The sequence below is a fragment of the Cerasibacillus terrae genome (assembly GCF_008039555.1).
GTDB classification, from domain to species: domain Bacteria; phylum Bacillota; class Bacilli; order Bacillales; family Amphibacillaceae; genus Cerasibacillus; species Cerasibacillus terrae.
The window spans coordinates 85,116-97,323 of sequence record NZ_VDUW01000008.1; the positions used below are offsets into that span (position 1 = coordinate 85,116).

General features: G+C 35.3%; 12 protein-coding genes. All 12 read left to right on the forward strand.

The features are described from left to right. Positions 1-72: 72 nt before the first annotated feature. The 12 genes from veg to spoVT all read left to right on the forward strand — a co-directional run bounded on the left by veg (position 73) and on the right by spoVT (position 12,145). Entirely contained in the window at positions 73-327 is a 255-nt protein-coding gene (veg, locus tag FHP05_RS11560; RefSeq protein WP_147668405.1) for a biofilm formation stimulator Veg, read from the forward strand. Positions 328-502: 175 nt separating this feature from the next. Beyond that, on the forward strand, positions 503-682 hold the full coding sequence (locus FHP05_RS11565; protein ID WP_147668407.1) for a small, acid-soluble spore protein, alpha/beta type: 180 nt from the start codon (positions 503-505) through the stop codon (positions 680-682). A 118-nt stretch (positions 683-800) separates the two neighbouring features. After that, positions 801-1,649, forward strand: a complete 849-nt coding sequence (gene ispE, locus FHP05_RS11570; RefSeq protein ID WP_147668409.1) for a 4-(cytidine 5'-diphospho)-2-C-methyl-D-erythritol kinase — start codon at positions 801-803, stop codon at positions 1,647-1,649. An 86-nt stretch (positions 1,650-1,735) separates the two neighbouring features. Further along, positions 1,736-2,551 carry a pur operon repressor gene (gene purR / locus FHP05_RS11575; protein WP_147668411.1) on the forward strand — a complete coding sequence of 272 codons (816 nt, stop codon included), beginning with the start codon at positions 1,736-1,738 and terminating at the stop codon, positions 2,549-2,551. A 197-nt stretch (positions 2,552-2,748) separates the two neighbouring features. Then, on the forward strand, positions 2,749-3,036 hold the full coding sequence (gene spoVG / locus FHP05_RS11580; RefSeq protein WP_147668413.1) for a septation regulator SpoVG: 288 nt from the start codon (positions 2,749-2,751) through the stop codon (positions 3,034-3,036). 348 nt (positions 3,037-3,384) lie between these two features. Then, on the forward strand, positions 3,385-4,764 hold the full coding sequence (gene glmU, locus FHP05_RS11585) for a bifunctional UDP-N-acetylglucosamine diphosphorylase/glucosamine-1-phosphate N-acetyltransferase GlmU (protein ID WP_147668415.1): 1,380 nt from the start codon (positions 3,385-3,387) through the stop codon (positions 4,762-4,764). Between the two features lie 17 nt (positions 4,765-4,781). After that, positions 4,782-5,732: a ribose-phosphate diphosphokinase gene (locus FHP05_RS11590; protein WP_147668417.1), complete on the forward strand. Its 951-nt coding sequence runs from the start codon at positions 4,782-4,784 to the stop codon at positions 5,730-5,732. 102 nt (positions 5,733-5,834) lie between these two features. Beyond that, a complete protein-coding gene (locus FHP05_RS11595; protein WP_147668419.1) occupies positions 5,835-6,464 on the forward strand; it encodes a 50S ribosomal protein L25/general stress protein Ctc in 630 nt (209 codons plus the stop codon). A 221-nt stretch (positions 6,465-6,685) separates the two neighbouring features. Continuing rightward, a complete protein-coding gene (pth, locus tag FHP05_RS11600) occupies positions 6,686-7,246 on the forward strand; it encodes an aminoacyl-tRNA hydrolase (RefSeq protein WP_147668421.1) in 561 nt (186 codons plus the stop codon). 90 nt (positions 7,247-7,336) lie between these two features. Continuing rightward, positions 7,337-7,567: an anti-sigma-F factor Fin family protein gene (locus tag FHP05_RS11605; protein ID WP_147668423.1), complete on the forward strand. Its 231-nt coding sequence runs from the start codon at positions 7,337-7,339 to the stop codon at positions 7,565-7,567. Positions 7,568-7,881: 314 nt separating this feature from the next. Further along, positions 7,882-11,409, forward strand: coding sequence for a transcription-repair coupling factor (mfd, locus tag FHP05_RS11610; protein WP_147668425.1), 3,528 nt, complete (start codon positions 7,882-7,884; stop codon positions 11,407-11,409). Between the two features lie 199 nt (positions 11,410-11,608). Then, entirely contained in the window at positions 11,609-12,145 is a 537-nt protein-coding gene (gene spoVT / locus FHP05_RS11615; protein ID WP_147668426.1) for a stage V sporulation protein T, read from the forward strand. Positions 12,146-12,208 lie beyond the last annotated feature (63 nt).

Below are 12,208 nucleotides of genomic sequence, written 5' to 3' on the forward strand. Positions count from 1 at the left end.
TAACTTGTTATAATATTTTGTTTGACTTTATAACGAGTTTATGTTATATTGTATATAGTGAGGTGGAGTGTAGTGGGAAAATCATTACTCGAAATCAAGCATGGTCTAGAAAATCAGATTGGTAAACCTTTACGTGTAAAGGCGAATGGTGGTCGAAGAAGAACAATCGAACGCAACGGTGTATTAACAGAAACTTATCCAGCTGTTTTCGTTGTAGAGCTAGATCAAAAGGAAAACGCATTTGAACGTGTTTCCTACAGCTATGCTGATGTATTAACAGAAACAGTAGAACTTTTCTTTGATGATCATAAAGCAATTGCAGAGTAGTGTCATATACTACTCTTGTTTTTTTGCTAAAAATGACCGAATATTTAATTAATTACATCAAACGAATAAAATGGAATGCTTACCAGTGATTAACATGGCTAATGAAATGAAAAAGGGCTAACCTAAGAATGTCGTATCAATACTTTACTTGCGAAAAAAAAGGGGGTATTCTTTCATGGCTAGACGTGGTGGTATCATGTCAGAACAAATGAAAGAAGAAATCGCAAAGGAATTAGGTTTTTACGATACGGTTCAAAAGGAAGGTTGGGGTGGCATCAAGGCTAGAGATGCTGGAAATATGGTGAAAAGGGCTATTGAAATAGCGGAGCAAAGTATGCAAAAAGGCAGATCATAACGATCTGCCTTTTTTCAAAAAATTACTTAAAAAATAATGTTTGAATTTGGATTGGATTACAGTCGCCTGCACTTTTAGTATATGTTACAATTTGAATACGTTAAAAGAAGGTGACGATATGACTGTTTTTGAAAAGGCACCTGCAAAACTTAATTTATCTCTTGATATACTAAATAAACGTCAAGATGGGTACCACAATGTAGAAATGGTCATGACAACAATTGACTTGTATGACCGGATAGAATTAACCTCTTTGGAACAAGACCAAGTCAAAGTAACGCTATGGAGCAGATATGTACCTAATGATGAGCGGAACTTAGCATATCAAGCGGCAAAGGCATTTAAGGAAAAATATAAAGTTAAAAAAGGTGTACATATAAAAATTGATAAAAATATTCCAGTTAGCGCAGGACTCGGTGGTGGAAGTGCGGATGCTGCGGCTGTTTTACGTGGTCTAAAAAAACTTTGGAAGATAGATATATCCACTGCTGAATTAGCAACACTTGGAGCTACCATTAGTTCAGATGTTCCTTTTTGCGTATATGGGCGTACCGCGATAGCAAAGGGACGCGGGGAAATTATTGAGAAGCTGCCTTCCCCTCCAACTTGTTGGGTTATCTTAGCAAAACCAGATATTGGTGTGTCGACGAGAACCATTTTTGAACAAATAAAAATGGAACAACTAAAACACCCGAACACAAATGAAGTGATTCAGGCATTATATGATCAAGATTTTCCTAAATTGTGTAATCATCTTGGGAATGCACTCGAAAATGTTACGATGAATATGTATCCTGAAGTTAGATGGTTAAAGCAAAAAATGATGCAAAATGGTATACAAGGTGTTCTGATGAGTGGTAGTGGCCCAACGATTTATGGATTAGTAGAACAAGAAAGAAAGGCAAAGCGAATTTACAATGGAATGCGAGGGTTTTGTAAAGAGGTTTTCCTTGTACGTTCCAATTAATAAATACAAGAAGTTAGGTAATTCTTGCTCAAACACATACAATAATGATATATTTGATGATATCATTCGGATTTTGAGGTGGGCGTATGAAAAGAAGTGAACGGATTGCCTGTATGAGTATCTTTTTGTTAGAAAATCCAAGTAGGCAAAAACAATTATCTTATTTTACGAAGAGGTACCGGGCAAGTAAAGCCTCTATTAGTGAGGATTTAAATATTATCGATGACATGTATCAGGCTGAGGGTATTGGATATTTAAAACGGACGGCTGGACCTTCGGGTGGTGTTCAATATATTCCGGAATTATCCCACGAACGTAGTAAACAAGTAATTGATGAGTTGTGTGAAAGGCTATCTGATACGGAGCGAATCCTTCCAGGTGGATATTTATATATGACAGATGTACTTGGTGAATCTAATTTAGTACGAGAAATCGGCCGTATGTTTGCATCAAAATTCTCTAATCGAAATATTGATGTTGTCATGACAGTAGAAACAAAAGGAATTTCCCTTGCATATGCGGTGGCATTCTATTTAAATGTTCCAGTCGTTGTTGTTCGCAGAGACCCTAGAGTGACGGAAGGTTCATCTGTAAGTATTAACTATGTTTCTGGTGCCTCAAGAAAGATTCAGACAATGGTTTTATCGAAGAGAAGTTTAAAAGATGGAGATCAAGTATGTATTATTGATGATTTCATGAAAGCAGGAGGAACCATTAATGGAATGGTTAGTCTGGTAAAAGAATTTAATGCAAATCCTGCTGCTATCGCTGTGTTAGCGGAAGCGGATGATTTAGAGGAAGATCGTGTTATTGAGGACTATGTTTCATTAGTGAAATTAGCTGAAGTTGATCAAAAAGGTGAGGAAGTTTTTATTCAATCTGGAAATTATTTAGAAAAATAAAGTATTTTCAAGTGTATTTTGTTTCTTTTCCTTTCAATGAAATATATCGATTATAAGAACCCTTCCAATTAGGAAGGATTTTTTATTTATGTATATTTTTACCAAAATATAAAAAACTTTCCGAGAAAAAGCAGGAATTTTCATAATCTTGTTGAATAGTATATGTAAGCGCAAATGTAAAAAGGTGGTGAAACAACATGGAAGTAACTGACGTTAGATTACGCCGTGTAAAAACGGAAGGGAGAATGCGAGCTATCGCATCCATTACAATCGATGGAGAGTTTGTTGTCCATGATATCCGTGTTATTGACGGTAATAATGGAATGTTTGTAGCAATGCCTTCCAAACGTACTCCAGATGGAGAATTTAGGGATATTGCACACCCGATTAATTCCAATACACGTGCTAAAATTCAGGACGCCGTATTGGAAGAATATCACCGTGCAGGCGAATCCGCTGAACTTGAAAAAGCAGGAGTTTCTTAAAATGATGATAAAAGGCCAATCACTTATTAAAGTGGTTGGCCTTTTTTTCTAAGACTTTCGTATAATATAGTTATTGATTGAAGGAATGGTAATGGTGCGAATACAATGTTAAATATAATAAATTGAATTCTTTCATCTTTTACTATCAGTGGATAAGCCTATGATTGAATAAAGTTTCAGTTTATTGGGCTATAAATTGTTGAAATACTAGCTTTTTTAGGATATATTCAATAGTGGATAAAGATAAACCGAACCATCCTAGAGATAAAATTACTCTTTATAGGATTGTTTTAATGTGCGTTTTTAGAGGTTATATGATTTTAGTTTTTGCAGAATGGAGGTTTCCTGATGACAAAACGCTATGCTATCATCCTTGCAGCTGGTCAAGGGACCAGAATGAAATCCAAATTATATAAAGTGTTACATCCAGTTTTGGGTCGCCCGATGGTACAACATGTGATGGGGCATATTCAATCCATTCATGTTGATGAAATCGTTACAATCGTTGGACATGGTTCAGATAAAGTGATGGAACATATTGGAAATGATAGTCAGTATGTAATGCAGGAAGAACAATTAGGAACTGGTCATGCAGTTATGCAAGCAGAAAAATTATTAGGAAATAAAGAAGGAACAACAATTGTTGTCTGTGGAGACACACCACTAATTCGAAAAGAAACTTTTCAAAATCTATTGGATTACCATGAAAAAGAAGGGGCAAAAGCAACGATTCTAACATCTAGAGCACCAGATCCGACTGGATATGGACGTGTCATTCGAAATGACGCTAATGAAGTGGAGCGTATTGTCGAACATAAAGATGCAACAGAACAGGAACTCCAAGTAGATGAAATTAACACAGGTACATATTGTTTTGACAATAAATCTTTATTTGATGCACTAGAGCATATTTCTAATGACAATGCGCAAGGTGAGTATTATTTACCAGATGTCATTGAAATTCTTAAAAAAGATGCTGGGAAAATTAGTGCGTATATGACACCAGACTTTGATGAAACGTTAGGAATCAATAATCGAGTGGCTCTTGCACAGGCAGAGAAAATTTTAAAAGAAAGAATTAATCATACTCATATGTTAAACGGTGTGACAATTATTGACCCAGAAAATACGTATATTCAACCAGATGTACAGATTGAGCAAGATGTAGTTATTCATCCCGGATCTATTATTAAGGGGGCATCTATCATTAAAAGTAATGCTGAAATTGGCCCACATTCGGAAATTACTGATTGTACAGTTGGAGAACATACCGTTATTACACAAAGTGTTGCTAAAAACAGCATTATTGGAGAACATGTACAAATTGGTCCATTCGCCCATATACGTCCAGAAGCATCGATAGACGATGAAGTGAAAATTGGGAACTTTGTAGAGGTTAAAAAGACACAAATTGGAAAAAATAGCAAGGTATCACACTTGAGTTATATAGGTGATGCAAATATTGGTAAACATGTAAATATAGGTTGTGGTACAATAACAGTGAACTATGATGGACAGAACAAGTATCAAACGACAATCGAAGACGGTGCGTTTGTTGGTTGTAATTCCAACTTAGTTGCACCAGTAATAATTGGAGAGAATTCCTTTGTTGCTGCAGGTTCCACAATCACAGATGATATACCGAAAGATGCATTATCGATTGCTCGTGCACGCCAAACGAATAAATCTGATTATGTTAAAAAAATAAAAACGAGAAAAAAAGACTAAACGGAGGGTATTTTTCCATGGCATCCTATGGTGATAAATCATTAAAAGTTTTTACGTTAAATTCTAATACCAAATTGGCAGAGGAAATTGCAAATCATATTGGTGTTACTCTTGGGGAGTGTTCAGTTTCTAGGTTTAGTGATGGAGAAATTCAAATTAATATTGAAGAAAGCATTCGTGGGTGCGACGTATATATCGTCCAATCCACAAGTGCTCCAGTTAATGAACATTTGATGGAATTATTAATCATGATTGATGCTGTAAAAAGAGCATCCGCTAAATCTGTCAATATCGTTATGCCGTATTATGGATATGCAAGACAAGATCGAAAGGCAAGATCAAGAGAACCAATCACAGCTAAACTAGTGGCTAATTTATTAGAAACAGCTGGTGCCGACCGAGTTATCACAATTGATTTACATGCTCCACAAATCCAAGGATTCTTTGATGTGCCGATTGACCATTTGCAAGGTGTGCCAATTTTAACGGAGTATTTTAAAGAAAAGAATTTAGAAGACATTGTAGTCGTTTCGCCAGACCATGGAGGAGTTACCCGGGCTCGGAAAATGGCTGACCGCCTAGGAGCACCGATTGGCATTATTGATAAACGGAGACCACGCCCAAATGTTGCAGAAGTAATGAATATTGTCGGGAAAATTAAAGGGAAAACAGCTATTTTAATTGATGATATTATCGATACAGCTGGAACCATAACACTTGCTGCGAATGCCTTGATTGAAAGTGGTGCAAAAGAAGTATATGCTTGCTGTACACATCCGGTACTATCGGGGCCTGCAATGGAGCGAATTGAGAATTCAAAAATAAAAGAACTTGTTATTACAAACACGATTCCTTTATCAGAAGAAAAATATATTGATAAAGTTACTCCATTATCTGTTGCGCCATTAATCGGAGAAGCTATTGTTCGTGTGCATGAGTTAAAATCAGTTAGTATTTTATTTGACTAAGCTCTAAAATGATTGAATTTCGTTTAAAAAAGGTTAGATACTAATATAAATAAGAAAAATCTGTTATAATAAATGTTTAATTCATATGGAGGATGATGAAAAATGGCAACATTAAAAGCAGTAAAAAGAGAAGACCATAGATTATCAGTAACTAATAAAATCCGAAAAGACGGACTTATCCCTGGTGTTGTATATGGGAAAAAAACAGAAAACCAATCTATTGCAATTGATGGTTTGGAATTATTAAAAATCCTTCGTGAAGAAGGCCGAAATGCGATTATTTCATTACAAATTGGGGAAGATAAGCCATTAGAAGTAATGCTTCATGACCATCAAATGGATGCCATAAGAAATGAATTGGTCCATGTAGACTTATTCGCAGTAGATATGGATGAAGAAATTGATGTGGAAGTTGCAATTGTAATTGATGGTGAGCCTGTAGGTAGTAAGGATGGCGGTATTTTACAACAACCTGTCTTTGAATTGGCTGTTCGTGCAAAACCAAATAATATTCCTGATGAAATTAAAATTGATGTGTCATCATTGCAAATTGGTGATGTAATTACAGTAGCTGATTTAGAAACATCTACAGATTATACAATTTTTGAAGATGAAGATACTACAATTGCAACTGTTCTACCTCCTGAATCAGAAGAAGAGGAAGAAACAGAAGCTGTTGATGCAAGTGCTGAACCAGAATTAATTGGTGCAGAGGATAAAGAAGAAGAATAAGAAGTTCCTTTTTGGATAAGTATAACAAAATGAGACTTCAATCAGTGGGGGTTCTTTACTCCATTGACTGGATTAATAGTACTGGTACTACAAAGGTATGACCTAGAGACACTTGAAAGAATTGACCTGCGATAAATAGCCCTCCTTCGAGAATTCACCAAAGTAATTTGTTCTTAGAAGGAGGGATTGTTTTATTAATAGAAATAAAAGGAAGTTATAATATGAAATGTATTGTAGGGTTGGGAAATCCCGGGAAAAAGTATGATAAAACAAGACATAATATAGGCTTTATGGTTATAGATGAAATTTTACAGAGCAACCAGTGGGATTTGGATAAAGAGAAATTTCAAGGGGAATACACCATTTCTCGTGTTAATGGAGAGAAATTGATTCTTTTAAAGCCACAAACCTTTATGAATCTTTCTGGGGAATCTGTTCGACCTATCCTTGATTATTATGATATCCCCCCTGAAAATTTATTAGTAATCTTTGATGATTTAGATCTACCAACAGGTAAAATTCGCCTCAGACAAAAAGGTGGTCATGGAGGACATAATGGGATTCGTTCAATCATTGACCAATTAGGGACAAAGGATTTTAAACGTCTCCGAATAGGGGTTGGCCGACCAGAAACAAATATGTCGATTGTAAATTATGTGCTTTCTACTTTTGCAAAAAAAGAACAAGAAGCAGTGCATAAAAGCATTCGACAGGCAGCTGAAGCTTCATTAACATGGCTTGAAAAACCATTTTCAGAAGTAATGAATGAATGGAATAAATAGGAAATGATGACCGTATTGAAACGGTATAAAACGATCCTTTTCGGTTAAACTAATAATAATGTAATTTTGTTTTTCCGAGGAGGTTCTTTTATGGCTATTATTTATAATTGCCGTCATTGTGGATATGAAATAGGTAAATTACAACAACAGTTTATTGATACAGCCCAGCTAGGTTGGGATCAGTTATCTATAGAAGATCGCCAAAAAATGATTCAATATGAAGCAAATGGGGATATTTCTATTCAATCCATTTGTGAAAATTGCCAAGAAGCATTAGGAAATCATCCAGAATACCATGAACTTGATTTTTTTATCCAATGAAATTTTATGGAATAAATAACAAAGAGATGGATAATCGAAGGATGGGTATAGTATTAGATAAGCTTTGGTCCATAGCCAAAGCATTTTTGCAATTTCACAAAAGAATTTAAACTTATTAGGGGAATTTTAAAATTATTATCATATATTTCATTGTAGATATATAAAAAAGACTAAGGTTCAGATGGAGTTTTACCTCACCTGAACCTTAGTCGCACTTATTCTAATGCTTGGTGTAACCAATTCTTCCTAAAAGGAAGCTAAGTTGCGCTGCGAGGATAAAATGAATTGCTGTTTTAAGCAATGGGGGATTTTTCATGAAGGGAATTAGTCAGTATTTACAACAAAAGGAAGATATCCAATCGATTATAGCTAGTGTTCAGTCCGGCATGAAAGAACAGCTTGTTGCTGGGCTAACTGGTACTAGTAGAAGTCTTCTTGTATCTATTATTAAACAATCAATTGAAAGACCAATACTAATCATCACATACCAGCTTGTTCAAGCACAGCAGTTATATGATGATTTAGTAGCACTTACAGGGGATGACGATGTTTATTTATATCCTGTTAATGAATTAATTGCTTCTGAAATGGCAGTAGCAAGTCCGGAACTTAAAAGTCAACGAATTGAAGCGTTAATGAATTGGAGTGGGAAAAAGTCTGGAATTTTAATTGCACCAGTTGCGGCGATAAAGCGAATGTTACCACCAGCAAGTTATTGGAAGAAAAATCAAATATCCTTCACTGTTGGTGAAGAAATAGATATGGATTATTATCTTACATCACTAGTTGCTATGGGCTATACGCATTCTTCTATGGTGTCAACACCTGGGGAATTTAGCCGGCGTGGTGGGATTATCGATATTTATCCAGTGACAGAGGAACATCCAATTCGAATTGAATTATTCGATATTGAAGTTGATTCCATTCGATATTTTAATGCGGAGACACAACGTTCATTAGAAAAAATGGAACAAATAACTATCGGCCCCGCTTCAGAGCTACTATTAACAGATGAAGATATGTTGCGGGGGGCTCAGCGTTTGGAAAATGCCTTTTCGGAAACACTAAAAAAATTAAAGACGATAGAAGAAAAAGAAACATTACGAGAGGCAATTGAACCCCATATTGTACGATTAAAGAATTTAGAGTATTTTCCAGAGCTTTACCGATATATTGATTTTCTATATGATGATCCGGCTAGTCTTTTAGATTATTTACCTGCTAATGGCCTTATTATTATGGATGAAATGAGTAGAATTATAGAAACAGCAAAAAACTTAGATCATGAAGAGGCAGAATGGTATAGTAGTTTGCTTGAAACAAAAAAAATGGTAAGACATAATCGATTTTCATTTGATTGGTTAGCTGTCTGGGAAAAGGTAAAACATATCCGTATTTATTTATCTGTTTTTCTACGTCATATACCGAATACAACACCACAAAATATTATTAATTTATCATCTAGAGCCATGCAAGAATTTCATGGTCAAATGAATTTATTTAAAAGTGAATTAGAACGATGGGAAAAGAATGATTATTCTGTTGTCATTTTAGCACCTAATGTTAGTAGAGCAGAGAAGATTGAATCTATTTTGATGGACTACCATATGGAAGCACAAACTGTTGATGATGAATTAGAATTACCGGTAGTAAAGCCAACGATTATTGTGGGAAATCTTTCGAACGGTATTGAACTTCCTACCCATAAACTTGTATTGATTACAGAAAGTGAGTTATTTAAAAAGCGTGTAAGAAGCCCACGGAAAAAGCAGAAAATATCTAATGCAGAACGAATTAAAAGTTATCAAGAATTAAAACTTGGTGACTATGTTGTCCATGTGAATCATGGGGTTGGTAAGTATCTTGGTATTGAAACCATGAAGGTAAAAGATAAGCATAAGGATTATCTTCTTATCCAATACGCAGGAGATGATAAATTATTTGTTCCAATTGACCAAATTGAACTTGTACAAAAGTTTGTTGGTTCAGAAGGAAAAGAACCACGATTATACAAGCTTGGTGGAACAGAGTGGACAAAGGTAAAACGAAGAGTACAATCTTCTGTTGAGGATATTGCTGATGATTTAATTAAACTATATGCAGAAAGAGAAGCACGGAAAGGTTATGCATTCTCAGAAGATACTGATTTACATCGTGAATTCGACCTTTCTTTCCCATACCAAGAGACAGAAGATCAAACCCGATGTATTGAGGAAATTAAACAAGATATGGAAAAGACCCAACCAATGGATCGCTTGCTTTGTGGAGATGTTGGTTATGGAAAAACAGAAGTAGCAATTCGTGGAGCTTTTAAGGCGGTGGCAGATGGAAAGCAAGTAGCCGTTTTAGTTCCAACGACAATCTTAGCACAACAGCATTTCGAAACATTTAGTGAGCGGTTTCAAGACTATCCAGTGACAATCGGTTTGTTAAGCCGCTTCCGTACACCAAAACAGCAAAAGGAAATTACGAATGGATTAAAAAAAGGGACAGTAGATATTGTTATTGGAACCCACCGCTTACTATCAAAGGATGTTGTGTACCAGGATCTTGGTTTATTGATTGTTGATGAAGAACAACGATTTGGTGTGAAGCATAAGGAAAAAATTAAACAAATTAAAACAAATGTAGATGTACTCACATTGACAGCAACACCTATTCCACGTACATTACATATGTCTATGCTCGGTGTAAGGGATTTATCTGTTATTGAAACTCCACCTGAAAATCGTTTTCCGATTCAAACATATGTATTGGAATATAATCCAATTCTAGTTCGTGAAGCCATTGAGCGAGAAATGGCAAGGGGTGGTCAAGTATTCTTTTTATATAATCGAGTGGAGAATATTGACCAAATCGCAAGACAAATCAGTATGCTTGTTCCAGAGTCAAAGGTTGCTGTTGCCCATGGGAAAATGGGTGAGCGTGAATTGGAAAATATTATTTTCGCCTTCTTAGCAGGTGAATATGATGTATTAGTAAGTACGACCATTATCGAAACAGGTGTCGATATTCCAAATGTAAATACATTAATTGTCTATAATGCAGACCATATGGGGCTAAGTCAATTATATCAATTGCGTGGCCGTGTTGGGAGGTCCAATCGTGTTGCATATGCGTATTTTACGTATCAGAAAGATAAAGTTTTAACAGAAGAAGCAGAAAAGAGATTACAAGCAATTAAAGAATTTACAGAGTTAGGTTCTGGATTTAAAATAGCTATGCGTGATTTATCCATTCGTGGAACAGGGAATTTACTTGGTTCCCAGCAGCACGGGTTTATCGATTCTGTTGGATTTGATATGTATTCCCAGATGTTAAAAGAAGCCATTGATGCTCGGAAAGAAGGAAAAGAAGTAGATAAAGTAGAAGTTTTTGAACCAGAAATTTCACTGGATTTAAATGCTTATATTCCAGAAACATATATTCAAGATGAAAAGCAAAAAATCGATATATATAAACAAGTACGAGCTATTTCTTCAATGGATGAATGGCTGGAATTGCAAAATGAGTTAATTGATCGCTTTGGGGATTATCCAAGTGAAGTAGAAAACTTACTAACGGTCGCTAGATTAAGGTTTTTGGCAAAACAAGAACAGGTTGAACAGATTTCTGAGAAGAAAAACAAGCTGGAATTTATTTTAACAGAGGCAAGAAGCCAAGAAGTAGATGGTGTGAAGCTTTTTGAACTTGCTAATACGTTTGGCCGTGGTATTCAATTAGGGACAGAACAAAAAAAATTAAAAATTGTTTTACGCCCAAATAAAAGGGAAGTTGAGAAACGTTATGAAATCATTACAGATTTTATTGACAAATTAAAGCAAGTTAATCGTAAAGAGTAGAAATATCTTTTTCATGAATAGTTCTCACAATATGATTCATAATAAATATACAAATGGTGTATTTTTCCCAATTAGAAAAGATAAGGAAAAGGGATTAGTACAACTGTACTCCATATAGATGGATGTTTATTATGGATGTTTATATCATCATGGAAACATAACATCAATCATATTTAGACAGAAAGTGAGGCTCCATGAAATGAAAGCAACGGGTATTGTAAGAAGAATTGATGATTTAGGAAGAGTAGTTATACCAAAGGAAATCAGACGGACGTTGCGTATTCGTGAAGGTGACCCATTAGAGATTTTTATTGATCGAGAAGGTGAGGTCATCCTAAAAAAATATTCACCTATTAATGAATTAGGAACCTTTGCACAGGAATATGCAGATGCACTATTTGATTCCCTTCATCTTCCAGTATTGATAAGTGATCGTGATGAGGTTATCGCTGTCGCAGGAGGTTCAAAAAAGGATTATTTAAATATAAACATAGGAAAAGAATTAGAACAAATTATTGAAAGTCGTTCTGTACATGTTGAAAAAGAAGCGAAAGATTTAGAGTTGATTCAAGGAAAGCAGGAAGAACTTTATTCGTATGTCATTAGCCCAATTATCGCAAATGGAGACCCAATTGGCAGCGTTGTTATGTTATCAGAAGAGAATAACCGAATTACAGAAGTCGAACAAAAAGCAGTGGAAACAGCAGCAAGTTTTTTAGCAAAGCAAATGGAATAATGATGATGTAATGGACAAAATCACTGTAAAGGAGGATTTTGTCCATTCTTATTTAGGATGCAT

Excerpts from the sequence above, each read along its gene's own strand:
- spoVG (WP_147668413.1), top strand. The coding sequence starts at position 2,749 with ATGGAAGTAACTGACGTTAGATTACGCCGTGTAAAAACGGAAGGGAGA.
- FHP05_RS11590 (WP_147668417.1), top strand. The coding sequence starts at position 4,782 with ATGGCATCCTATGGTGATAAATCATTAAAAGTTTTTACGTTAAATTCT.
- FHP05_RS11565 (WP_147668407.1), top strand. The coding sequence starts at position 503 with ATGGCTAGACGTGGTGGTATCATGTCAGAACAAATGAAAGAAGAAATC.
- ispE (WP_147668409.1), top strand. The coding sequence starts at position 801 with ATGACTGTTTTTGAAAAGGCACCTGCAAAACTTAATTTATCTCTTGAT.
- FHP05_RS11605 (WP_147668423.1), top strand. The coding sequence starts at position 7,337 with ATGGCTATTATTTATAATTGCCGTCATTGTGGATATGAAATAGGTAAA.
- mfd (WP_147668425.1), top strand. The coding sequence starts at position 7,882 with ATGAAGGGAATTAGTCAGTATTTACAACAAAAGGAAGATATCCAATCG.
- purR (WP_147668411.1), top strand. The coding sequence starts at position 1,736 with ATGAAAAGAAGTGAACGGATTGCCTGTATGAGTATCTTTTTGTTAGAA.
- glmU (WP_147668415.1), top strand. The coding sequence starts at position 3,385 with ATGACAAAACGCTATGCTATCATCCTTGCAGCTGGTCAAGGGACCAGA.
- spoVT (WP_147668426.1), top strand. The coding sequence starts at position 11,609 with ATGAAAGCAACGGGTATTGTAAGAAGAATTGATGATTTAGGAAGAGTA.
- FHP05_RS11595 (WP_147668419.1), top strand. The coding sequence starts at position 5,835 with ATGGCAACATTAAAAGCAGTAAAAAGAGAAGACCATAGATTATCAGTA.
- pth (WP_147668421.1), top strand. The coding sequence starts at position 6,686 with ATGAAATGTATTGTAGGGTTGGGAAATCCCGGGAAAAAGTATGATAAA.